Below are 24884 nucleotides of genomic sequence, written 5' to 3' on the forward strand. Positions count from 1 at the left end.
GAATTCACCGAACTCGCCCAAAATCCATCCTACTCATTTTGAGGCGTGCTCTTTCTCCCGCTTTTACGCCCCGCTCTCGATAAGTTGACAGTGCCGTTCCTGGCAATACGCGTTGGCCGAGTCGCGCACCATACGCTCCTCATCGCTCAACTGTTGGTCGAGCAACAAGGGATCGTCCCAATGGAAGGCTGCGGATTTGCGCGCTGTGCTCATTCTGAAATCGGCAGGAGAGTGGAGTATCGGAAATCTAAGCAAAATATTGTCAACGCACAAACGCTTTGTTCGCACTCAATTGTGAAAAAATAGCACTTGTTAGTCGATCCTCCAATCCTTGAAAAGGCGGGCCCAATGCGACGCAAGATCCCTTCCACCTCTGCGCTATCAGCATTTGAATCGGCCGCGCGTCATCAGAGTTTTACGAAGGCGGCCGACGAACTGGCCGTGACGCAAAGCGCTGTGTGTCGTCAGATCGGCGTACTCGAGGACTTTCTGGGCGTGAAGCTATTCCGCCGCAGCCGGCGCGGTGTCGCGCTGACCGAAGCGGGTACGGCTTACAGTCGAAAGGTCGGTTCGTTGCTCGATATGGTCGAGCGCGATACTTTGGAGTTAATGGCAAAGGGCGGGCAGGGCGGCACGCTCGAGCTGGCTGTGGTACCAACCTTCGCGACTAAATGGCTGCTGCCGCGCATGCCTTTGTTTGTGCAGGAGCATCCGGATGTGACGGTGCATCTGGCAGCGCAGACGCGGCCGTTTTTATTCGGCGATACCGTGTTCGATGCTGCCATCCATGCGGGTACCGCTGGCTGGCCCGGAACGGAAAGTGTCTTCTTGATGGGAGAAAGCCTGATCGCGGTCTGTAGTCCCGGGCTTATCGCGCCGCGCAAGACGTTGGACCGGGCGGATTGGTCGCGTTATCCCCTGCTGCAGATGAGCACGCGTCCTTACGCGTGGCGGGACTGGTTTGCTTCGCGCGACATGCAGGTCGGTGGCGACATGTCGGGACCGCGTTTCGAACTGTTCTCGATGCTGGCGGAGGCCGCAGTGCATGGCATGGGCGTTGCCTTGATTCCGCGGCTGCTGGTGGAGGACGAACTGCGGCGAGGCGTACTGGTCGAAGCCTCCCGTTACGAGCATGCGAGCGATCGCTCTTACTACCTGATCTATCCCGAGCAAAAATCGGAGAACGTGGCACTGACCGTGTTTCGCGTCTGGATTGAATCGCAGGCGCGGCAATACTGGGCAACAGCACGGTTAGATTGAGCTGGCTCAAAGGCGCGCTGGTTCGATTCTATCCAACCAAGCGAGAAATCTGTGAGGCCAAAAAAAGGGGCTCTTTTAAAAGTGGAGTGGGTAATGCGGCTCACGAGGCATGCTGATTGATGGCCGAGAAGTCGAGCTTGCCGGCGATTAGGAACAACACGGTTCGCATGGTTTTGAAGCTGGCATATCCCCGCGCCTTGCGCTTGGCCGCTTGAAACAGGCCGTTGATCGCTTCAATGAAGCCATTGGTCTGGCGCGTCTGGGCCCAGGCGACGATGCCGTCGAAATGCCGGAGGATCATGCGTGCGACGTCCTTCATGGGTTCGACCTTGGAACGCATGACGCCGGTGCACCAGCGACGCAACATCTTGGAGACGACGTGGATCTGCTTGCGATCGAGAATCTCGCGCAACTGCTCGCGGTACATCCAGGCACGGGCGGTGCGGTTGGTGGTGTACTGGCTGATCAGCGCCTCGAGATCGGTCAGTTGCACGAGGTTCAGCTTGTCAGCATCCTTGAGCAACGACCAGCGCATGCCCTTCAGTGCGGGATCGGTCTTCTGCTGCTCGCGGCGCACTCCGTCGAGGGCTTTGGACGCGTGCGCAACCACATGAAACTTGTCGAACGTCACGCGTGCGTCGGGCAGATGCTCGTCCACGCCCTTGATGAAGGCGGGCGACATGTCGATGCTGACCGACTGGATCTGTGCAGGCGTTGCGTTGTGTTCCTCCAGGTGCCTGGCAAAGCGTTCGACGACGCCGGCATCCTCGCCTGGCGTGACGAAGACCACGCGCCGCTGATCCATGTCGGCGACCAGCGAGACATAGCCGTGGCCCCGTCGGCACGAGGTTTCGTCAATGGCCACTGCGCTCACGTCGGACAGGTCAGTCGCGGCCACGGCCAGATCGACATAACGGTCGCAAATGGCCTTCACGCGATGCCACGACAGGTTCACCAGGCGGGCCACCGCCGCAAATGTCATCTCCCGGCACAGCGTCAGCACGAGCGCTTCAAACAGCAGCGTAAAGCCATCCAGCTTGCCCATCCAGTCAGGCTGTGCGAGCCGCACCGAGCCGTCCGGCAAGCGCACACGCGGCACGCGCACCTCCAGATAACAGTCGAACTGGAAGAAATTCAGATGGCGCAACCGTTTGATAACCGTGTCGTGCACCGGGTGTTCGCCAGGCACCCCGGGGTAGGCAAACCGACTGTCCGCGACAAAGTCCACGGCAATAGTCAGTTCCGTGCCGAAATCGACACCTTGCACATACCACGGCGCCTTGATTCCAAGGGCGGCTTCAAACAGCTGAGTTTGGTTCGTCATCGTTCGCTTGGTCTTGCAGGGCTGGTTGCCGCATTCTGCCGCAACCAGCCCTGCACCGGCTTATTTGCACCACGCGCGTCAAGCGGTCGCTTCGCCGGGCTTGCGCCCGCGCTTGACCCGGCAGTCCACCCACTCGAGATTCGAAAGAAGCAAAAAAGGTTGGTCTAAAGCAGCGTGAGATCGACGATTGGTGTTTCGTCCGGGTGATTTGCGAAACGGTCTGCTCGATAAGGAGTGCGTAGTGCTTCGAAGTGGCCAATTGTCTGACGGAATGCGAATTCCGCCAGTATGGGCAGAGAAACATATAGATTTGGGTCGAGTCTTTCTTCCAACATATTTTCAGGCCGTCTTTTTGGAACGACGCGGGGTACCAGCTAGTGCATGTGGTACGGTCTTACCACTCGACACCCCAAGCGTTCGATCTTGAGTTCTCAGTCGCAGGATCAATTCGCCAGCAGACTCGATGTCCTCGCGCATAGCGGAACGAGCCGCTCGGGGGTTGCGATCCTTTATTGCTTGTACAATATGATAGTGATGCTCGATCATTGAGCGCCCACCTTGTTCATAGACCTCCGAGATGATTGGCCCCATCCGGATCCAAAGACGGGTCAAGATTTCCAGCAATTCTGGCGCCTTTGCAACGCGTGCCAATTCGAAGTGGAAGAGCTGATTGGTCTCAGTCCCTCGAGCGAAATCACCAGCCTTGATGGCCTCCTCATTTTCATTCACCAAAAGCAACAGACGATCGATATCTGCTTCGTCGGCTCTCTGAGCCGCTTGGGCCGCGGCAAGCCCTTCCAGCTCAACGCGAATCATCCGGATCTCAAGGTATTCGTCGGCCGAAATATGAGGAACACGAATATCACGAGCGTTCTGGAAAACTAAACCCCGATCCTGCACCAGCCGCAGCAACGCATCTCGCACCGGTGTGACGCTGGTACCCATCTGTGCAGCGATGTCCCTGATTCTAAGCCGGTCTCCGGGCCGCAGACCTCCCTTGATCAGCTGCGCAGAAATGACGCTATAGACCGTCTCGCCGAGATTTGTATGTCCGACGGCTTGAAACAAATTGGTCATCAATTTACCTTTAATGCAAGTTGGGACGGATGTCATCCCGCACGGCGCCAGACTGCATAAGACTGGGCGGGCAGCGTGATCCACCAAATACTCGATTACGCATTCCGCGCGAAGAAAGTGCTGCGACATACCATAAAGTGATCCTGCGCGTTCGGATAGTCTTCTGTCGGGCAAAACCTCCGAGGCCATCGAGCTGCCGATTCGATCACAGGCGGCGGCTAGTTATATAGGCACCATCTCGCTTTAATTACCCAATTTCTGTGCAGCGCCTCCAAATGTACCACCGGTCCCTCCGAAGGCATGCCGGTCGCACCGGACACGTCTGTTGGCATGCGGCCGCAACGGCCATTTCCATTCTTTGATTGGTTCAAAAATTCCTGACGCATCTCTGTGGCAATGCTCCAAATGAGGGAAAGCCCGATAGACAATGCCTATGCATGGATGCATCATACATCAAATTAGTGCAAGCTAGGCCGCGCAAATGCTAGGACGCTGGGACACTAAAAATCAATACGTGTATGTTTTCATTCGACATTTTCGCCTTAATCGTGTTAACACTGATTTTATCTGACATGGCGCGTAAATTGCTTTGAGGTGGGTGTAGTGTTGATGAAGGTGCAGACGTGTCAGCCAATACAACTTTACGGCTGAAGCCCTAGTTTTTTGGAAAAACTATGACCCACTCCGACATATCAATCCGCGACCGAGCCTGTTATCTCGGCGAAGTGCTAGCGCTGTTGAGCGTATTGAATGAGCAGGGCTGCGCGACGCATGATGCCTTGACTGGCACTGATATCGAGCACCGCGCACTGCTGGACTGGCGAACCAAGATCTCGCTGTGCCAACAATTGCGGCTGCATCGCAATGGTGTCCGCATGATGTCGGCGACATCGCTAGCATTAGCCGCTGGCCGACGTTTGCGTTTGTCATCGTTTGGTTTTGCTGGTAGTGCATTCGCGAGCGCAGATAGCTTAGCAACCGCCATCGAGATGACCAATCGGTTTGCGCCGCTCATGGGTGCCAAGTTCCATCTCAAGCTGCGCAAAGAAGGTTCTGAAGCGGTGCTGGGCTTCGAATTTCTCCACTCATTCGACATTCAGGAGCAGCGGTTTTGCATAGAACTAGAGATGTCGAAGATGCTTACGCTGCTGCGTGAGGCAATTTCGCCCGACTTCCGCCTTACGTCTGTCGCATTGAACACTTCTGCCGAGCTTGGCGGGACTAACAACCGCGAATATGCGATCACCTTCGGCACGTATCCCAGTTTCAACGCACCAAACTGTGAGATGCGCTTTGATTCGCGCTGGTTAAGAGCAAATCCGGTAGCGCGCTGCAATTTAATGTACGAGAGTTGCGTTGCGTCGTGCGAACGAATTATGAGTAAAGTTGAGCGCTGCGACGATGTTTGCATGCGAGTAAAAAATCGTCTCCTGTCCTACACAGACACTCTGCCAACGCTGACCGAGCTGGCGCAATGGATGAATGTGTCACCCCGCACGTTGCGACGTAAGCTCGCAGACCAGGGAATGTCCTACAACCAGCTCGTTGACGAGGTCCGCAAACAACTTGCGATAAACTTTTTGTCCACCAGCCGAATGTCGGCGGAAGAAATATCTGGCCGCGTCGGTTACAGCGACGCATCTAATTTCCGGCATGCCTTCAGGCGCTGGACAGGACTTTCGCCGAGTGATTTTCGTGAGAGCATGCTCCACGGCATGAGCGTGGCGTAGTCATCGGCAGTATTGATAATCGGCAGGTTTGTGAACAGCCAGACGGACAGCGATACGAATCGATGTGATCGGCCTTTCAGGTTCATGCCGGATCCCGGACTATGCCGAATCGAGAATCGTCGCCGTGGCTGACGAGCGACGGTGAGGTCAGTCGGAATCCGTGGACGCCAACGGCTAAGCAGCGATTTTACTCAAATGGAATCGCTGCGTGAAAGCGGCCGGCGACAGATAGTCCAGGCGTTCCTGTGTTCGCTGCCGGTTGTAAAAGATTTCGATGTATTCCGTGATTTCTTTGCAGGCCTGGTCGCGGGTCGAGAACTTGCGATGATAGACGAGTTCATTTTTCAATGAGCCCCAGAACGATTCAACGGGTGCGTTATCAAAACAATTTCCACGTCTACTCATTGATGCCTGCATGCCGAACTGTTTGAGGAGCTTCTGATAGGCGTGGGCGCAGTACTGGACTGCCACGATCCGTGTGCTATATCAGAGCGGCCGGTGGTCGGTGCGACGCGACAGCGCGAAACAGCGCCTGCATTACCAGCTGTTTTGTCATGCGCTCGCTCATAGCATAGCCGACGATCTCTCTGCTATACAGATCCTTGAGGCCGGCCAGATACAGCCATCCCTCATCGGTTGCGATGTAGGTAATGTCACCGCACCAGGCTTGATTCGGAGCGCTTGCACTGAAGTCCTGGTCCAGAATATTGGGTGCGACTGGAAGGTCGTGCATCGAATTGGTCGTCGCTTCGAACGTATCCGTCAGCGTAACCCGTCAGAAGTTGGAATTTAGTACGGGACCAACAACACTGCGAGAGATCAGGACGAGGTGAGCGAGATCCCACTGCGACAGTGCGACGGCTTTCTGGATGTCAGTAACCTTGATCATGCCAGTAGTGCCAGTCAGCGACGGCTACTTGTGTCGGTTCATCGCAGCTCACCGGAACGATCTGGGCCAGGGGTGCCACCACGTCACGTAGGCCCCACCGAACCCAGACGAAGATGCCAACCCGGCACAGGTCTTCATGAGCGAGTCCTGTGACCGAGACGTGTTCACCCGGGCGCAGCGGTGAAGAGGCCATTGCTTTGCGAATGCCGGCCTCGAACGGAAACGAGAGCTGTTCTTCCAGATAGCAATGCTACGACGTCGCCCGCTCTTCCTCGGTATAGGCGTCGATTTATGGAGTGAGATTTTTGCACATGTGCATGCGGATAAATCGTTTGTTTGACCGTAACGCGAAGCGTAGATTGAGCAGAAGGACTCTCCTCAACAAAAAACAGATGAGCCGTTTGCAAAAATACCGCCAGTCTTCAATGGGAAGACCCGTCGCTGCACGATAGGCAGTTATTCGCGGATTGGCTTGAGGTTACCGCGGAGGAGAAACGAATTGCGTACAAGGAGCGCGATATGAAAATCCAGACGATAGGTGTTGTGGGTGCAGGCCAGATGGGACAAGGCATCGCTCAGACGTGTGCGGCGTCAGGACTGAATGTTGTACTCAACGATATCGACCACGCGGCAATACAGCGCTGTCTGGAAGGTATCGCGGCTGCGTTCGAACGAATTGTATCGAAAGGGAAATTATCCAATTCCGAGGCGTCCGCGATACAGGCTCGGATTGATGGCGGCGTTGCATTGGAGCGTCTGGCGGCATGTGAGCTGGTAATCGAAGCCGTGACCGAAGATGTGCGCAACAAGCAGAATATTCTCAAACAGTTGGACTTGATCGTTGAGCCGGATACTATCGTCGCTACCAATACCTCGTCGGTATCGGTGACAAAGCTCGGTGCGACAATTTCAAATCCCGGCCGCTTCATAGGACTGCATTTCTTCAATCCTGTGCCGGTTATGGAGCTAGTCGAAGTCATCCGAGGCGCGCACACAAGTGACGCGACGTTCAATACGACGGTGGCGTTCGCAAAGCGTATTGGCAAAACACCTATCGACGTCAAAAATTCGCCAGGCTTCGCAGTGAACCGAATCTTGGTTCCTATGATCAATGAAGCGATTTGCATTTTGCACGAAGGACTCGCGAGCGCGGAAGATATAGATGCCGGCATGAGGCTGGGCGCGAATCATCCAATCGGGCCCCTCGCGTTGGCAGACCTAATCGGTCTTGACACTGTGCTGGCGATTATGGAGGTACTAAGTCGCGATTTTAACGATCCAAAATATCGGCCGGCACCATTGCTCAGAGAGCTTGTGGACGCCGGATCTCTCGGTCGAAAGACTCGTCGTGGTTTTTACGCCTATTGAATATCGCGATACAAGGATGAAATCTGGCCGGCGGAACGTTGATCGGATTCTTGTTTCATTGAAGGAGCAACATGAAAATTCTGGTGGCAGTGAAGCGTGTGGTGGACTACAACGTGAAGGTTCGTGTGAAGACGGACAATACCGGGGTCGACATTGTGAATGTCAAGATGTCGATGAACCCGTTCGACGAAATCGCCGTTGAAGAAGCCGTGCGTTTGAAAGAAGCGGGTGTAGCGACAGAAGTGATTGCAGTGTCGGCCGGTGCCGCCCAATGCCAAGAAACCCTGCGCACGGCACTGGCGATGGGCGCGGACCGCGCGATCCTGATCGAGTCGAACGAGGAGTTGCAGCCGCTGGCGGTGGCGAAACTGCTAAGGGCGCTGGTCGACAAGGAGCGGCCTTCCATCGTGATTCTTGGCAAGCAAGCAATTGACGACGACTCGAACCAGACGGGCCAGATGCTCGCTGCGCTCGCAACGCTACCTCAGGCTACATTTGCGGCCCAGATCGCTGTGGCGAATGGAAAGGTCACGGTGTCGCGTGAGGTCGATGGCGGCACGGAAACCTTGTCACTAAAACTGCCCGCGGTTGTCACGACCGACCTGCGTTTGAACGAGCCACGCTATGTGACGTTGCCGAATATTATGAAGGCGAAGAAGAAACCGCTTGAGATTGTGACATCCGGAGACTTGGGCGTCGATGTCAAGCCGCGACTAAAAACACTGAAAGTCAGCGATCCGCCGAGGCGCTTAGCTGGCGTGAAAGTGGCAGACGTGAAGACATTGATCGAAAAACTCACAACCGAAGCCAAGGTTATTTAATCAGCGTGAAATCGTAGAGACGAATGAGATGACAATTCTGGTAATTGCTGAGCACGATAACTCGTCGTTGAAGGCGGCGACACTAAACACCATCGGCGCTGGTGCGATGATAGCCACTTGCACAAATCAGGCTATTCATGTGCTCGTCGCCGGTCATGGTGCAATGGGAGTGGCGGAGGAGGTTGCCAGCGTGGCGGGAATCGAAAAGGTTCTTCTCGCGGATGCGCCTCAACTGGCAGAAGGCCTCGCGGAGAACGTTGAGGCAACAGTGCTGAGCATCGCTCACGGCTACTCGCATATCCTGGCACCAGCTACCGCATACGGTAAAAACATCGGGCCGCGTATTGCCGCAAAGCTAGACGTTGCGCAGATCAGTGAAATTACGGCTGTAAATTCCGCCGATACGTTTGAGCGACCAATATACGCATCCAATGTTATTTCGACTGTGCAGTCTAAAGATCCAATCAAGGTCATTACGGTCCGTGCAACCGGTTTTGAACCGGCCGCAATAGTAGGCGGTTGTGCATCGGTTGAGAGGATCGCAGCGGCGGCTGATGCAGGCGTCTCGCAATTCGTTAGCCGCGAGGTGACGAAGCTGGACCGTCCGGAACTGACGTCGGCGAACGTCATCGTATCGGGTGGGCGTGGTCTGGGTAGTGGCGAGAACTACACAAAGGTGCTCGAGCCTCTGGCCGACAAGCTGGGCGCTGCGATGGGCGCTTCCCGCGCAGCCGTCGATGCGGGGTACGTGCCAAACGATTATCAGGTCGGCCAGACAGGCAAGGTCGTCGCGCCGCAGCTGTACTTTGCGATTGGCATCTCCGGTGCGATACAGCATTTGGCCGGAATGAAGGACTCGAAGGTAATCGTCGCAATCAACAAAGATCCGGAAGCGCCAATTTTTAGCGTTGCGGATTATGGTCTGGTTGGAGATTTGTTTACGGTCGTTCCCGATCTCGTGAGCGAGGTTGAAAAAACCGTCTAATCCCTTGAATCTCTGCCCAAGATCGGGCTGCTGCTGCTGCTGCGGACTTATTCAGTCACGGTCTTTGCCGTGGACATATCTCCGCTCGCAGCAGGTAGGGCGGTGGTACGGTAGCCAAGATGGTGGGGCTACCTAAGCACGTGGATTCGCGTATTGGAGTTTGGTCACCGTTACTATTTGAGGAGTTAGGGGAAGGTTATGCCAAACATTTCCGAGAGGGATGATCGATTTGAAGCAGCGCGATTGGCAAATCGTAGCGACGCCGAACTGTGGCGCTGGTTCTGTCTAATGTACGAGGAAGGGCGCATTAGATGGTGTAAGTCCGGTCATGGCTGGCTCGTGAGCGTTGATCACAAACATCTGGCGACAGAGTCGCAGTTTGATGCAGCCATTCGAAATGCTCGACAGCGTTTCGAGTCAGGGTGCCGGTGGTCACCGAAAGCTAAACAAACATCAGGAATTGCATCTAAAGAATTGGATCGTCCAGTGCAAGTTGCAGACCGACCGACTTCGAATTCCGACGAGAAACGCCTAAAGCAAACCTCAAGGTTTCTGGCCGCACGCTGACCGGTTGACCCGTCTCAGCCGGTTGTCGTTTTCCAGGATGGAAAATTTTTTGCAGGGTGCCTCTTCATATCAAGTCTCCGTGGTGATCCCTCCTTGCGCGATGCGAATCGCCATAGTCTGCATTAGTTTAAAAACCGAGTCAGTGTTCGCCGGCAACTGCTGTTTGCCAAACATCAAAGTCGACGTACCTTCCAGCTGCGCAGCAATCAATGTTGCACGCGCCAGGCATTCGCGAGCGGTCGCGGATGAGTCTATCTCTCGCACTAGACCCGCATAAATCGCCCGATAGGTAGAGTACACCTTTCCCACGAGTTCGCGTGTCCTCTCCGAGTGTTGGGCCAGTGCGAACATTTCAAAGGAAAATCGACATACCCGCGGATCACGACCTTCCTCAGAGACGTCTTTGACAAGTTTGCGCAGACGATCAAGCGCAGATTTTCCGTCTGGATTCCCCATTTCTGTATACCGGTCCAAATAGAGCTTCATTAGCGCATCAATCGTCGAATGGAGCAGATCGTCATATGTTGGAAAGTAGTTCTGAAGCGCAGATGGGAGAATGCCAAGCTCCCTGGCCACTCGCGCTTGCGTGAAGTTCCCATATCCTTCTGTGGCGAGAAGGTTCGCGGCAGAGGAGACGATCTCGTTGATCTTGACCTCCCTGCGTTTCCCCTGAACCGTTGGTCGGTAGTAGACTTCATTCTGTCCCGTTGCGCGTATAGTCAGCTCGAATAGTCGCTGCTGGAATCGATCTTCAGGGTCAATGGGCGCGATGCGTGCACTGGCGCTATCGTCCGCGCCTACCGAAGGATCGGCTAAACAATGGAAAAGAGTATCGTTCCCCGGCGTCTTTGTGGACAAACCGACGATCAATTTCACAGCCCGCTTCGTTACGCGAATGAACTCTGCGTAGTCCTTATCTGAGTCTCCGCCGTGATAAGCGAAGATCATCATCCCGGTAATTTGGGAGACAAGAATGGATGCGCGTACCAGGCACTCCTCGCTGGTCAAAGCTGGGTGAATCTCGGCCAACAATTTCGAAAATATGCACCGACACTCCGCATACGTGTCGTCGACGAGCGCCGCTGCAAACGAATCGTGCTGGGAGAAAGCCCAGATTTGAAACATAAACTTCGGTAAGTCGGTTTCGTTGATATCTTGGATAATTCGCTCCACCAACACAGAGCAACGCCGCGCCGCACTGGCATCTTTCCGATTTGCTATTTCCCGGTAGGTGTCCAGTGTCTGGTTCAAGTATGCCTGCAAGGTTACACGTAGCAACTCTTCTTTCGTCCGATAGTAATACTGAAGATTTCCTAGTGTAATGCCAACGCGACTGGCCACGCGGCGGGTTGTAAACCTAGCGTACCCATCCTCCTGGAACGTTTGCTGGGCGGCATGGATGATCTGGGTAATGCGTAGCTCCCGATTTCGCCCCGTAGTCGTTCCTGTGCCGGACTTAGGCTGTCTAGCCTCATCAAGCGTCCAGTGCTTCACCGCCTTTTTCTGCATGCTGGCTCCCCTAAAAAATCTTGTACGACCCAAGCTACAGCTATAGGTCGAACAAATGGTATCACGAAATATTGAAATGTTTTTTTTGATGTTAGAGTCCGCGACCGATGGTTCCTGATTTGACAAATTGGTCCGGAACATCGGCGCTCGAATTTGGTGACAGAGCCATATGCGCCGCCTATCAGAACGATGTCCACGCGAACTGTACGTCTCACGAGGCAGTATTTTCCCTTACTTTAACGATCTTGCCTCTAGGTCCATCAGCGACTATTATTAGGTCAAGCGTACATATCGTTAAGCGACCTACCCCAACAAACCGGGTCAGTCAGAAGCTAGGAAAGTTCGTTTTCGGAGAAGAGGACGAACATGAAGAAGCGCTTTACGGAAGAGCAAATCACCGGGTTGCTGAAGGAAGCCGAGGCCGGCGTGCCGGCAAAGGAGCTGTGCAGCAAGCACGGCTTCAGTGACGCGTCGTTACAAGTGGCGCGAAGTTCGGCGGCAGGGAGGTGTCGGAAGCGCGCCGACTGCAGGAGCTGGAAGCCGAGAACGCGCGGCTGAAGGAACTGCTGGCCGAAGCGATGCTAGTTATGGAAGCGTTGAAGGTGGCCGTCCAGGGAAAGCCCTGAGCCCACAAGCCAAGCGCGAAGCAGTGGCGGCGATTCTGGAGAAGGTAAACATCTCGTAGCGCCGCGCCTGCCAGCTTGTCGGGCTATGTCGCCGCGTGTTGCATTACGAGGCGATGCCGGACCGCGAGAACGAAGCGCTGACGGCGCGCCTGGTGGAACTGGCGCATGACGGGCGGCGCTTCGGCTTCCGGCGGCTGCATGCACTCGTGGAGCGCGAAGGCATTCACGCGAATCACAAGCGCGTGCATAGCCTTTATCGTGAAGCTGGGCTGGCTTGGCCGTGCGACGCCGCCGTCGGTGCCACGGCGTCATGATTGAACGTGAGCAGTTGGCATTGACGGGCGGGCCTAACCAGGGTTGGTCAATTGACCTCGAGATGGATGCACTGTCGAACGGGCGGCGTCTGAAGTGCCTGACTGTCGTAGATGATTTCACCAAGGAGGCAGTCGATATCGTCGCGGAACACGGCATGTCCGGCTTGTACGTCGCGCGACCATTACTTTGTTCAAGTGACGTAAGTATGCCTGCGTTCGGCGAAATCTTATCACATTGTAAGGACGCCTATGTCCATCGTTCTTCTCAGTCACGCCGGGTATTTCGCCGAATCCGCCCAAAAAATGCTTAGCTGGCACCACAGTCCCGGACGTCAGGTCAGCACCGATTTGCGGTGTTTGCAATTGAAGATTTGAAATCTCGTGCAGAGGCAGGTGGCCGACAGGCACCCGGCTATGGCCTGTACGAACCTATCGTAAGAAAAATCTCGTGATTACCATCGACCTGTAGATAAACGTGGTCGGCCATGTAGGGGATGACATGAAGATGAAGCTGGAGTTGATGAAGGTAAGTGCTGCTGCAATCGCGCTGGCTGCGGCGATGTCCGGGAGTTGGGCTGCCGGTCCGGAAGACCTGGGTAAAAGTCTCACTCCATCCGGTGCGGAGATGAGTGGAAATAGTGACGCCACTATTCCGGTCTGGACGGGAGCCGAGCCGCCGCGCGCAGGATGGATTTACGGCAAAAATCGCAAAACCTACTGGCCGCACAGTGACGACAAGCCGCTGTTCATCATCGACGCGTCCAACGTCGGCAAATATGCGGATCACCTTACGGTTGGCGAGATTGAACTGCTCAAGACGAAAAAGGGGTACACCATGCCGGTATATTCCACCCATCGAGACTGTGGCATCCCTGACTTTGTTGCGAAGAATACCGTGCTGAATGCCCAAGGGCGCGGGAAAATCGGCGCCGATGGCTGGTCGCTCGAAGATGCGGCGTTGCCGGGTATTCCTTTCCCGTTCCCGAAAACTGGCATCGAAGCAATCTGGAACTGGCTGGCAAAATATCAGGGGGTCGGGAATGAAGAAGCGCGAGCGGTCTCGTATTTGTCGGCGCCACCAGGATCGGGGCGTGATGGCCTCGCGTATGTTAGTAGCGATGTCTTTTTCTATCCGAATGCACAAAAGGGTACCTCCAGTCCCAAGGACAACGGTGGCGTCCAGATTGCCAGCCACTACAATGCTCTGGAGCCTGCTTCCCAGCTCGGGTTTGCCAGTAACCAGACCTATTACTACAATAAGGATAACGAATCCTATGCCTATTTCCCTGGTCAGCGCCGCGTGCGCCGGCAGCCATCGTATGGCTACGACGCACCTATCATCGGATTTGAAAACCAGTACCCGGTTGACGACCAGCAAGTTTTTTACGGTAATCCGGATCGTTACAACTGGAAGCTTGTCGGCAAGAAAGAACTATATGTTTCCTATAACAATTTTCTTGCATGGGACAGTACGGGCGACTACAAGCAGAACCTGGGCCCTGACTACGTGAAGCCGTCCGGACGGCGCTATGAATTGCATCGCGTTTGGGTACTCGAGGCGACGGTTAAAGATGGCGTGCGACATTCGGCACCGAAACGCACGGTGTACCTAGACGAGGATAGCTGGATGACGGTGGCAGGCGAAGACTACGACGCGAAAGGAAATCTGTGGCGAGTTCACGAAGCCAGTCCGACGCCGGCCTACGAGCTAGGTGCTTGCGTTGCAGGTACGTACGTCTTCAATGACTTGATCAGTGGACGTTACGTCTGGGACCAAATCTGGTCGGGTCAAGGCACCAAGGATACCCGGTTCTTCACGGACCGATCGCAAGACCCGCGTCTGAGCCTCGACTGGTTTTCACCGGAAAACTTGCGTGCGATTAGCGAGCGTTGAGGCTTGCGCCAAGATTTCTGGCAGGCCTCCAATAACTGCCGCTGCCGCTCCGTCTGTTCCGAAAATACACGGGCCGGCAGCATTAACGACTGCATGGGATATATGCCGCCATCACCCCGGTATAACCAGTTGGCAAGATTGGTCAGTAATGTCGGGGCTCGCTGCTTGCATGAGTTCCCCCGGCGCGGGCGAGTAGTCGAAGACTGCTGCAACCTCATCACCTCGACCTCACAAGTTTTGGAGATGTATTTCATCCGCTGCCTTGCACATTTAAGTGCATCGGTTTGACAGTATCCAGATGGATTGAACAGAGAAAAATAGGAGCGAGGATGGCTGGGCAGCTAAAAAACATACTGATTGCATCGGCAGTGCTTTCGTCGCTGGCTGCAACACCGGTGGTGGCAATAACATTCCAAAACGATACCGGAACGCTGACAGGAGACTTTACAACTCTGCTTGGAACGGGTTTCGGCATGCGAGTTTCGGGCATAGACACATCGCCGGAATTCGCCGCTTCCGGCTTCGCAGTTTCAGGTGATAAAAACTACAGCAAGGATCACCTTTTCAGCCTGTATGTGAAAGTCACGCCTGAATTCTCATTCGCGCTACCGGAACAGGGTATTTCATTTCTGGCGCGCGCAACAATACAGCACGACTTTGCCGCCGACTGGACCAACAGTCCGTTGTCTCAACCGGCTCGCAATCAGTTGGTCAACAACCCCCAGCTCCTCGATCTCTGGGTCAGTAAGAGTTTCAACATCAATGGTCAGACCGGGCGCGTACGGATTGGCAATCAGGTTATTAACTGGGGCGAAACGCTCTATGCCGGCGGCGGCATCAACTCAATCAATGCCTACGACTACCAGAAATATGCCATTCCCGGCACGCTGCTCAAGGAAGTGCTGCTGCCGGCGCCAATGGTCAGTGTGGCAGGTGGCATTCTGCCTGGTCTGCGCGTCGAAACCTATTATCAGGTGGCATGGAATGCCGACAAATTTGCGCCGGCCGGTGGCTATTTTTCGACGAGCGATACTTTTGGCAACGGCAGCGGTTGGAATCAGATCAAACCTAGCAATAGCGGGCAGTTTGGCTTCTCGGGGCATTACAAGCCGGTTGGTAGCGGTGTTGACTTCGGTTTCTATTATCTTCACTACAACGACAAGGCCCCGGTGTATCAAACTGACGGTACGCCTAACGGCAGTTACCGCTATTTAGAGAATCGAAGCCTATATGGGGTGAGTTCGAACGGCGCAGTCGGTGATTGGGCGCTCGGATGGGAAGCATCTTACCGTCCAAGGGACGCCGTTGGCCTTGGTGGTTGCTACACATCTCCGCAGAGCACTTATAACCCAAGTGGGCCGTTCGCGGACACATCGGTTTGTCCGTACAGTATCGATGCTCGTAAGATCCAGACGAGCGTCAGCGCTGTATTAGGGATGACGCCAAGCGATTACCCCTTTTTGGTAAAGCACGTGCTTCATGCGAACAACGCCCAACTCTCGTTGGAAGCGGTTATGGTTCACTATAACATTGGTGCAGGCACTGTTAGTCGCAACCTGAACGGTGCTCAGGTATACCAGCCCGTTCTCGCCGGCGGATATTTTTTCCAGGATTCAAGCGGCAATCTGGTCAGTACCGCAAACAAATACTCGGGAAGCTTGAACGTCGATTTCAACTGGTCCTATGATGGCAACGTGATTCCCGGCTGGCTATTTACGCCTGACATCTTTTATTCGTATCAGTTGGGCGACAACCCCAGTGCCTTGGCAGGTGCACTAGCCGGAAACCAAGCGACCACCATAAGCTTGTTTTTTGTTCAGAATGCCTCGAAAAATGTCATAACGGCTGGCTTGTCCTATACAAATTATTTCGGCGGAAAAAATAGGCATCTTACCCGGCAGTACTACAGGGATCGCGACTTCGTTGGTGGCTATCTTAATGTCACGTTCTAAAGCTTTCGCGCATCACGGCATGTCGGACTCGCGGGTCTGGCGCGCATGTTTCTTAATCGTTGAGCGCGCAACATCATTCGCTGGTTGAGTCTATGCTGAAATTCCTTGTCAAAAATCTCGAAACATTTCTGTTCCGCTGGCGCTCTCCGTTTTTGGTGGGACTGCTCGGAATAACGATCGTGTTAGGCTGGTTCGGAGCGCAGCTTCGCATGGAGGCGGGCTTTGACAAACAGTTGCCGACTGGCCATGAGTACATTCAGACGTTTCTCAAATACCGTGCTCAGTTGTTCGGCGCAAATCGGTTGACCTTTGTCGTCAAAGCTCGCAAGGGCACCATCTTTACAAAACAGGGGCTTACGCGGCTATACGACGTGACCCAAGCGGTGACTTTTCTGCCCTACATCGACCGTTTGGGCGTGCAGTCGCTTTGGACCCCCAACACCTTCGTCAACGAAATCACAGAAGATGGTTTTCGCGCCGATCCTCTCATCCCAGGAACGGTGACCCCCGCAGAGCTTAACGATACAGTGATCGCCAACACCGCCCGGCTCTCCCGTGTCGGTGGCTACGTTGGTACCCTGGTGTCGCGAGATCAGACGAGCGCCATGATTGTTGCCGACCTCAACGATCGAACCGCCGATGGAGAGAAGCTAGATTACGTCATCTATAACAAACTGATCGAAAATCAAATACGCAAAAAGTTCGAGGACAAGGACTTCGAGATTCAGATCATCGGGTTTGCCAAGCAGATAGGCGATATATCGGAGGGCGCCTCGGCGGTGCTCAAGTTCTGCGCGATCGCGGTGTTCCTGACTGCGCTCGCGGTTTATTGGTATTGCCGTTCGGTACGCCTGATGTTACTTCCATTGCTTTGTTCGATGACATCGCTGGTATGGCAATTCGGCACACTGAAACTGATGGGCGTGGGATTGGACCCGCTAGGTGTACTCGTACCATTTCTAGTATTTGCCATCGGTGTCTCTCATGGCGTACAGCAGATCAATTTCATCGTACGCGGTCTTGGTCAGGGCAAGACGACAATGGAAGCTGCGCGCAATAGCTTCGCTGGGCTGTTGATCCCGGGAATGCTTGCGTTGATCACCGCGTTCGTCTCGTTCATAACGCTTCTGCTAATCCCAATCCCGATGATCCGCGAGTTGGCAATCACGGCTTCGCTCGGTGTCGGCTATAAGATCATCACGAACCTGATGATGTTGCCTCTGCTGGCGTCATATTTTCATTTTGACCAATCCTTCGCAGAGAAAACGATGCTGCGGCGTGAGAAACGTTTGCATCTGATCAAGGCATTGGCCGTCATCGCTCGACCTCGCAATGCCATCATCGTCACTGTACTGTCAATGCTTCTCCTGGCAACGTCAATCTGGCAAAGCCGGGACCGTATTGTAGGGACGCTGCAGGCCGGAGCGCCCGAGCTACGGTCCGATTCACGCTTCAATCGCGATGCGGTAGCGATTGCCAATGGCTACGACACAGGGCTGGATTGGCTCACGATCGTTTTCGAATCGCCGCCAAATTCATGTGACAACGTCGAAGTACCGCGGCATCAGGACGACTTCATTTGGCAGGTGGGGCACACGTCGGGTATTCGTGGCGTGGATGCCTTTGCTACTCGGCTGCGTGGCTATAGCGCAGGTTATAACGAAGGTAATCCGAAGATGGCGGTGATCCCGATCGATGCGGTAAATCTCGGCTCAATGGCCGCCGAGATCGCCCGTAACCGTGGCTACGTGAGCCCGGATTGCCGTATGAGCGCGGTTAACTTCTTCCTGACTGACCACAAGGCAGTCACGATCAAGCGGGTAGTCGATGTGGTTAAAAAGTTCCGCGCAGAAAATCCCAGACCCGACGTGAAAATTTCTCTTGCGTCGGGCAACGCAGGGGTCCAGGCCGCTATTGACGACGAACTGGAACGAAGTGAGTTGCCGATGTTGCTTTATGTCTATGCTGCGATTGTAGCGCTGGTACTGGTGGTTTACCGTGATATTCGCGCAACCATTGCATGTTGCCTGCCATTAACCATCGGTACTTTCATTGGTTATTGGTTCATGAAGGAATTGCAGATCGGGCTTACGGTGGCGACCTTGCCTGTCATGGTGTTGGCAGTAGGTATTGGAGTTGATTACGCACTGTACATCTACAACCGATTGCAGATGCATATGGCGGACGGAGATCCGATCGAGATTGCGATGCGGCGAGCGTTGGAGTTCGAAGGCATGGCCACCATTTTTACCGCCATTACGCTTGCCATTGGTGTCTCGACCTGGTCGTTCTCGGCCTTGAAATTCCAGGCTGATATGGGCATCTTGCTTGCCTTCATGTTTATCGTCAATTTGGTGATGGCGTTTACAGCTCTGCCTGCGCTGGCGGTTGTGCTGGAGTTGCTGATTCCGCGCCGGGGTCCAGTCCATTCTCCATCCATCCTTACTCACTGAATTATCATGAGCCATCGGTTTTTTCGACAATCACGGCGACTCGCGGGTATTTGCTTGCTGCAGGTCGGTGCTGCCTTGTTTTCGTTATTTTGGCAAATCGGCGCCGCGCAGTCCGCTGCACCGGCCAACCCCGCAGGCATTGATTTGCGCCCGGCGGTGACGAGCCCATGGGCCAGCCAGGCAATGATGCTCGGCGTCACACGGGCCGGCAAGCGCATAGTCGCGGTGGGGGACCACGGCGTTGTGCTGCTGTCCGATGACGACGGCAAGAGCTTTCGTCAGGCCAGGGCGGTGCCACGCCGCGCTACGCTCGCTGCGGTGAGTTTCGTGGACGAAAACGAGGGTTGGGCCGTAGGCCACGGAGGCACGATTCTGCACAGTACCGATGGTGGGGAGACTTGGACGGTTCAACGTGAAGACTACACTGTCGATCAGCCGCTCTTTGGTGTCTGGTTCAAGGATAAAAAAGTCGGTATCGCGGGCGGACTTTGGTCCTTGCTGTTGCGTACCGAAGACGGCGGAAAAACGTGGCAAAAAATAAAGTTACCTGCTGCATCCGGTGCGGCTCATGCTGACTACAGCCTGTTCTGTATCTTCGCCGGAGCGCGCGGGCAGTTGTTCATGACGGCGGAGCGAGGAACCGTCTACCGATCCGACGATGCGGGTCAATCGTGGCAGCCCCTGTTAACGATGTCGCCGGCCACGCTGTGGACTGGGTTGAGCTTGCGTGGTGGCGTGCTGTTGGTCGCCGGCGTGCGAGGCCACATATTGCGTAGCACAGACTTTGGCAGCACATGGAAGGAAGTCGATACAAGCAGCAAAGGTTCAATAACCGCGATGACTCAGCTAACGGACGGCAGCGTCATTGCAGTCGGCTTGGACGGTAGTTCGCTACTCAGCCACGACGATGGCGCTACCTTTACCGCGACGCCTCGCGCGGACCGTAGCACCGCGACTGCCGTTATCGCGACTCACCAGGGCACCCCTCTCGTGTTTACCGAAAATGGTGTCGAGCAGCCTTGATTGAGTTCATGATGCGCAAAACGGCTATCCGTTCAGCTCAATATTGGCTGGATGAACGAAGTCGATCCCGTTTCCGATTGTGCTTGTCAACTTAATTGCATCGTCTTGGAGACTGATTTGGTTGTGACGAGGCATGCGGGGCGTGCCTGAAAAAAATTAATGGTGCCAATGGAAAATCGGCTGGATCCATATCCAATCGATGTCTGTTGGCCCAAGTATTTGGGCTCTATCGCTTCCGAAAAGCATGACATTATTTACGTTGAACCTGACAATGTTTGCTTCAATACTTGACATGACTAATTTCATGTTCGGAACCTTCGAGAGAATTGCCGGAGGCAGGGATTGGGGGTCGTTTGGGTTGCTGGGTTTGGATCGTGCAGCAGGCAATTGATCGAGGCCGATTTCAGCGTCAATGCCTGAATTGTTCATCGTTGCAGCGGCCGCCGGCTTTGTGGAAACAGTAAAAATATATGGAAAAAGATTCTACGTTTGACCAGTTGCTGAGTAAGCAGGCTCTGCATGAGCTTGTTACGCTCTACGGGCGCGCGGCCGATCGTGGCGATGCGGGGTTGTTTGCCTCTGCTTACCACCCCGACGCAACGGTCGTATCGGGTAGCTACACCGGGCCCGCATCCGAATTCGTTGACTTGGCGATCGGCTGGGTACGCGCGAAGGTACGCACCTATCACCAGTTCTCCAATGAATTATTTGCCGTTCGAGGTGATGAGGCGATAGGGGAATGCTACTGCCTGTGTGTTGCTACGCAGCTCATTGATGGCGTGCCGATGGATAACTTGTCGGGTGGTCGGTATCTGGACCGGTTCGAGCGCCGAAACGGCATTTGGAAGTTCAGTCACCGGACATTCGTGCTGGATTGGGTGATCGAGCAGCCAAGCAACAGTAAGAAATATCCAGGGCCACGCGGTGATTGGGCGCCCCATGACCTGGTCTATCAACATTGGGCGGCTTTCAGCAATATCCATGGAGAAGGAAATGAGTGAGTACACAATTCCGGCGAACGTACCGAAGGATAACGTCGTTGATCTTGACATTTACAACGTTCCGGGCGGTGAGGACGATTTCCACGAGGCATGGCTGGCAGTACGACAACCTGGTAAGGATTTTTTGTGGACGCCGCACAATGGCGGCCATTGGATTGCTACTCGCGCCGTACACATCAAGGAAATCTGGACCGATGCACTGCGGTTCTCCAGTAGCGGCGTGATTATTCCAAAGTCGGATTCACAGCATTTCAAGCTGATCCCTTTGCAACTCGATGCGCCCGAGCACACGGAGTTCAAGCGTGCGGTCAGCCGTGGTTTAGGTCCGAAGCATGTGATGGCCATGCTGGAACCGATACGCGAGTTGGCGGCAGAACTGATCGATAAGGTAATCGATAAAGGACATTGCGAAGTACTGACCGAAATTGCAGAACCGTTGTCGATCAAATTGTTCTTGGCCTTTGCCGGGTTGCCCGTGGAGGATTGGCAGCGCCTGCGTCCGCTTGGATCGCAGATTGTTCGCAAGGACCAGAGCATGAGTGAGGAAGAGATGCTCGATATCGCGAACTCGTACCTGGAACCGTTTGTGCGGCGTTGTATGGAGTCGCCCGGCGAGGACGCGTTCAGCCGCATCTTTGCTGAACCGATTTTCGATCAGAATATGACGTTTGACGATGCAATGGCTGTTGCGCGTGACGTGCTGTTCGCCGGGCTTGATACGGTCTCCGCCAATCTTGGCTTTCTCACTTACCACCTGGCTCGTTACCCTGCGGATCGCAAAGCTCTGATTGAAAACCCTAAACTTCTGACCACAGCCATCGACGAGGTTCTGCGGCGCTATGTGACGATCGCGGGGGGCCGTGAGCTGACACAGGATGTGGAGATGGGTGGGGTAACGCTTCTGAAAGGAGATATCGTATGCGCGCCGTTTGTTCTGCACAATTTGGACGAGGAAGTCTTTGAGAGCCCGGGAGAGGTATTGTTGGACCGCAATGGGAAAGAGCACTTGACATTTGGCGCTGGACCCCATCGCTGCCCTGGCGCCAACCTTGCCAAGCTGGAGTTGATGACGTACACCCAGGTTCTGTTAAGCAAGATTCCAGACTTCGAACTGGATCCGGCGCACCCCGTGAGGATGAAGACGGGTGTCGTTGGCGCGCTCAATTCGCTGCACTTACGCTGGTAAAACTGCTATTCCTTGAGCCACCTTTTTCCGCGGCGCCGAGGGTAGGTTGTGAAAAAAAGATAACTCATCAAGATGGAGAAGAGATAATGTCCTCCAATGACGAATTGGAAATTCAAGAAAGCAATAAACAACTTGCGCGGCGCGGTTTCGAGATATTCAACGTCACGCGCGAATTATCTCAAGCGGGCGAGGTTTATGCGGAAGACGTCGCGAACTACGACAACGGCGTCTTTGGCTTTAAGGGCCTGAAGGCGATGGTCAATTGGGGGAAGCTTTTCGCGGATTGCGTTCCTGACATGCAGGCTCGTATCACCGAGCAACGCGCGGGTGACGGGTTTGTAGTGTCGCATTGGGAGTCGAGCGGCACCATCACTGGCAAGCTATGCGGTGTCGATCCTCATGGCGCACAGCTCGTACTGCACGGCCTCTATGTCGATATCTGTCGTGGCGGGAAGATTACTGAACATTGGGGCTACTACGACTCGGCCAGCTTCTTGCAGCAGGTTGGTGCCATCCGTATCCCGGAGAGCGCCGGGCATTTGCCTGAACCCGCGTGATTCGTTTGGCCACCTGGAGTCAATGTGATGGATAAGAGTAGTAGCCGCGAAGTAGTTTTTACAAACCGCGACACTTTGATCATGGCGCTGCTCATGGTCGTTGCTTATATGGCATTGGGTGTTGCGCCAATCCTGTATGGCGACCTCCTGATCGCTGGCAGGGTCAACGCGGTGCAACTCAGCCATGTCGCAGCGGCAGACTACCTGTCGGTTGGTCTCGCAAGTCTGTTCGCTCCACGTTTTTTTTCTCTCAGCAATGTACGTAGAACCGCAATTATTGGCGTGTTGCTGAATACGTTTGGCAATTTCTGGAGCACGCAGCTGAGCAGCGAATGGCTCATTGCCGGGCGTTTGGTGGCTGGAGCCGGTGGCGGCATATTGATCTGGCTGCAATACGAATTTGTGGCTCGCAATGCACGTGCGGAACGGTTGAGCGGATTATATCTGGCTGCATACGTCGCGTCGGCTGTCGTGGTCTCGACACTGGCGTCGGATGTGCTGGTTCCGCGATATGGCGTGAATGCTGTATTCGCAAGTATGGGTGTTGCGGCGCTGGTAACTGGCTTCGCGATTCTCTATGGTCCAAAGCGCATGGCCCCTATTGAGCATTCCACTGAGACGCCCGGCGACAATATTGAACATTTGACAATGCCATTTGCAGCGATTCTGGCGTTGCTCAGTGTGTTTTTCATAAATGCGTTTACTGCCACGTTATGGATCTACTTTGAGCCCATTACCGCTGCGGCAAATATTCCGAAGAGCACCTCGGACCTCGCAGCGATCCTGTCGCTTGTTCTTCAGGGCGGGGGGGCAATCTTGGCAGCTATGATTGCCCATCGAGTACGGTTTCTGCCGGTGCTCATTGTATGCAGCGTTATTTACATTCTCCAGGCCGTGTATGTTTTATGGGGACATCTGACCATCCCGGGCTTCTTGATGTTTTCCTTGGTGTTCGGTGGATTAGGCTATTTCATGGTGCCGTTCCAGATTGCATTGTCGGCGCACTGTGATCCCAGGCGGCGAGCGGTGTCGATTTTTGCTGTGCCTGTCGTGTTGGGGGCTGGGTTTGGACCATTAATATCGTCGCTGGCTATTTCTGATTCCGATGTCAGCGCAGGCGTGACAATCGCGTTGATTTGCAGCGTTCTGAGCTTCATGGCTCTGATCTGCGCAGCAGGATTGGGCCGAACGCGTCCGCAGCGGGTTCCCGTCGCGTGATTTAAGCCCGTTTTATGGAGTTCCGGTCCCTGCGGCGATCAACGGTCGCCGTTATTGGGCCCTTGGCAAGTGAGTGTTTGCTGGCCATTGTCGAAGATGCTTTGTGGGCGTGTTGCGCACCACCTTTTACGGTAAACATATATGAGCACTCGAACTGACTTGATCGAGGTACGCGTTACACGGAAGACCATGGAAGCTCTTGGAATAGCCTCTTTCGAACTGGCTCGCGTGGATCGATCATCGTTGCCAGCCTTTGAGCCGGGTGCACACATCGACGTTCACACGCCCGAAGGAATTGCTCGCCAGTACTCTTTATGTAATTCGCCTGATGAGACGCATCGCTATTTGATTGCTGTATTGCGCGATCCCCAGTCGCGCGGCGGCTCCGCCGCACTCGTTGACAAGCTCTTTGAGGGGGATCTGGTGCAGATCAGTGCACCACGTAATCACTTTCAGCTGGCAGCCGGGTCAAGCCATACCCTTTTGATCGGTGGTGGAATTGGTATCACGCCGTTACTGGCCATGGCCGAAAGTCTGTCCCGAGAAGGCCGGCCCTTCGAATTGCACTATTGCACTCGCTCGCCGGCTCATACCGCCTTCCATGCCGCCTTGAAAGAAGGCAACTTCAGCGACAGGGTCGAGTTTCACTTTGACGATGGTGCTGCCGAGCAGCGTTTGGATATTACAAAGAAACTATCGAGCTGCGACGCCAACACGCATTTGTACGTTTGTGGACCCAAGGGTTTCATGGACGCAGTGCTTGGAGCCGCCCGTTCAGAAGGATGGGCAGATGAACGAGTTCACTTTGAATATTTTGCCGCGGATGTGATGCGGAAGGCAGATGACGGAGCATTCGAAGTCGAAATCGCTAGTACCGGCGACGTGTATGTGGTACCGGCCGACAAGAGCATTTGCGATGTGCTAATTGCGCACGGCATCGACATCCCCATGTCTTGCGAAGAGGGTGTGTGTGGCACCTGCGCGACGGGCGTGATAGCCGGATTGCCGGACCATCGCGACATGTATCTCACGCGTACGGAACAGGCAAAGAATGACCAGATGATGCTGTGTTGCTCACGTGCGAAGTCGGCGAGGCTGGTGTTGGAACTGTAATCGTTCAGCATGTGTTT

18 protein-coding genes and 3 pseudogenes are annotated in these 24884 nt (G+C 54.5%); 15 read left to right on the forward strand and 6 right to left on the reverse strand.

The annotated features are described in order from the left end of the window. Nucleotides 1–93 precede the first annotated feature (93 nt). Nucleotides 94–213, reverse strand: a pseudogene (locus B0G73_RS41690) (acyl-CoA dehydrogenase); the annotation flags it as partial. Nucleotides 214–348: 135 nt separating this feature from the next. Between B0G73_RS41690 and B0G73_RS38505 the strand changes: the two are divergent. Beyond that, nucleotides 349–1260, forward strand: coding sequence for a LysR family transcriptional regulator (locus B0G73_RS38505; protein ID WP_106286267.1), 912 nt, complete (start codon nucleotides 349–351; stop codon nucleotides 1258–1260). Between the two features lie 100 nt (nucleotides 1261–1360). Here B0G73_RS38505 and B0G73_RS38510 read toward each other — a convergent pair whose 3' ends face one another. Both B0G73_RS38510 and B0G73_RS38515 read right to left on the reverse strand, forming a co-directional pair. Beyond that, complete coding sequence (locus B0G73_RS38510) at nucleotides 1361–2584, reverse strand: ISL3 family transposase (protein WP_106286268.1); 1224 nt, start codon at nucleotides 2582–2584, stop codon at nucleotides 1361–1363. Between the two features lie 339 nt (nucleotides 2585–2923). After that, complete coding sequence (locus B0G73_RS38515; RefSeq protein ID WP_106286292.1) at nucleotides 2924–3661, reverse strand: GntR family transcriptional regulator; 738 nt, start codon at nucleotides 3659–3661, stop codon at nucleotides 2924–2926. Nucleotides 3662–4335: 674 nt separating this feature from the next. Here B0G73_RS38515 and B0G73_RS38520 point away from each other — a divergent pair. After that, entirely contained in the window at nucleotides 4336–5391 is a 1056-nt protein-coding gene (locus B0G73_RS38520) for an AraC family transcriptional regulator (RefSeq protein ID WP_106286269.1), read from the forward strand. 174 nt (nucleotides 5392–5565) lie between these two features. Here B0G73_RS38520 and B0G73_RS38525 read toward each other — a convergent pair. Continuing rightward, nucleotides 5566–6145: pseudogene (locus B0G73_RS38525) on the reverse strand (IS3 family transposase); the annotation flags it as partial. 118 nt (nucleotides 6146–6263) lie between these two features. Beyond that, complete coding sequence (locus B0G73_RS38530; RefSeq protein WP_106286270.1) at nucleotides 6264–6521, reverse strand: calcium-binding protein; 258 nt, start codon at nucleotides 6519–6521, stop codon at nucleotides 6264–6266. A 278-nt stretch (nucleotides 6522–6799) separates the two neighbouring features. On the opposite strand from B0G73_RS38530, the gene B0G73_RS38535 reads away from it, so the two are divergent. The 3 genes from B0G73_RS38535 (at nucleotide 6800) to B0G73_RS38545 (ending at nucleotide 9454) form a co-directional block, all read left to right on the forward strand. Further along, nucleotides 6800–7648 (forward strand): 3-hydroxybutyryl-CoA dehydrogenase, encoded by an 849-nt coding sequence (locus B0G73_RS38535; protein WP_106286271.1) that lies wholly within the window; start codon nucleotides 6800–6802, stop codon nucleotides 7646–7648. A gap of 71 nt (nucleotides 7649–7719) precedes the next feature. After that, complete coding sequence (locus B0G73_RS38540; protein ID WP_106286272.1) at nucleotides 7720–8469, forward strand: electron transfer flavoprotein subunit beta/FixA family protein; 750 nt, start codon at nucleotides 7720–7722, stop codon at nucleotides 8467–8469. Nucleotides 8470–8497: 28 nt separating this feature from the next. Beyond that, the gene (locus B0G73_RS38545) at nucleotides 8498–9454 is read left to right on the forward strand and encodes an electron transfer flavoprotein subunit alpha/FixB family protein (RefSeq protein ID WP_106286273.1); all 957 of its coding nucleotides are present in this window, start codon (nucleotides 8498–8500) and stop codon (nucleotides 9452–9454) included. A gap of 636 nt (nucleotides 9455–10090) precedes the next feature. Here B0G73_RS38545 and B0G73_RS38555 read toward each other — a convergent pair. Further along, nucleotides 10091–11530, reverse strand: coding sequence for a TetR/AcrR family transcriptional regulator (locus tag B0G73_RS38555; RefSeq protein ID WP_106286274.1), 1440 nt, complete (start codon nucleotides 11528–11530; stop codon nucleotides 10091–10093). A gap of 366 nt (nucleotides 11531–11896) precedes the next feature. Here B0G73_RS38555 and B0G73_RS40865 point away from each other — a divergent pair. The 10 genes and pseudogenes from B0G73_RS40865 to B0G73_RS38610 all read left to right on the forward strand — a co-directional run. Further along, nucleotides 11897–12655: pseudogene (locus B0G73_RS40865) on the forward strand (transposase); the annotation flags it as partial. A gap of 314 nt (nucleotides 12656–12969) precedes the next feature. Then, the gene (locus tag B0G73_RS38570) at nucleotides 12970–14364 is read left to right on the forward strand and encodes a DUF1329 domain-containing protein (RefSeq protein ID WP_146142598.1); all 1395 of its coding nucleotides are present in this window, start codon (nucleotides 12970–12972) and stop codon (nucleotides 14362–14364) included. Between the two features lie 329 nt (nucleotides 14365–14693). After that, the gene (locus B0G73_RS38575) at nucleotides 14694–16316 is read left to right on the forward strand and encodes a DUF1302 domain-containing protein (RefSeq protein ID WP_106286277.1); all 1623 of its coding nucleotides are present in this window, start codon (nucleotides 14694–14696) and stop codon (nucleotides 16314–16316) included. 92 nt (nucleotides 16317–16408) lie between these two features. Further along, entirely contained in the window at nucleotides 16409–18769 is a 2361-nt protein-coding gene (locus B0G73_RS38580; RefSeq protein ID WP_106286278.1) for an RND family transporter, read from the forward strand. Nucleotides 18770–18775: 6 nt separating this feature from the next. Continuing rightward, nucleotides 18776–19792: a YCF48-related protein gene (locus B0G73_RS38585; protein WP_106286279.1), complete on the forward strand. Its 1017-nt coding sequence runs from the start codon at nucleotides 18776–18778 to the stop codon at nucleotides 19790–19792. Nucleotides 19793–20262: 470 nt separating this feature from the next. Then, a complete protein-coding gene (locus B0G73_RS38590) occupies nucleotides 20263–20793 on the forward strand; it encodes a nuclear transport factor 2 family protein (protein WP_106286280.1) in 531 nt (176 codons plus the stop codon). Further along, nucleotides 20786–21979 carry a cytochrome P450 gene (locus B0G73_RS38595; protein WP_181196765.1) on the forward strand — a complete coding sequence of 398 codons (1194 nt, stop codon included), beginning with the start codon at nucleotides 20786–20788 and terminating at the stop codon, nucleotides 21977–21979. Before B0G73_RS38590 ends, B0G73_RS38595 begins: the two co-directional genes overlap by 8 nt. A gap of 86 nt (nucleotides 21980–22065) precedes the next feature. Beyond that, complete coding sequence (locus B0G73_RS38600) at nucleotides 22066–22536, forward strand: ester cyclase (RefSeq protein ID WP_106286282.1); 471 nt, start codon at nucleotides 22066–22068, stop codon at nucleotides 22534–22536. 27 nt (nucleotides 22537–22563) lie between these two features. After that, on the forward strand, nucleotides 22564–23754 hold the full coding sequence (locus tag B0G73_RS38605; RefSeq protein ID WP_106286283.1) for an MFS transporter: 1191 nt from the start codon (nucleotides 22564–22566) through the stop codon (nucleotides 23752–23754). A 189-nt stretch (nucleotides 23755–23943) separates the two neighbouring features. Then, entirely contained in the window at nucleotides 23944–24867 is a 924-nt protein-coding gene (locus B0G73_RS38610) for a PDR/VanB family oxidoreductase (protein WP_258194169.1), read from the forward strand. Nucleotides 24868–24884: the final 17 nt, after the last annotated feature.

The sequence above is a fragment of the Paraburkholderia sp. BL25I1N1 genome (assembly GCF_003002025.1).
In the GTDB taxonomy this organism is placed as follows: domain Bacteria; phylum Pseudomonadota; class Gammaproteobacteria; order Burkholderiales; family Burkholderiaceae; genus Paraburkholderia.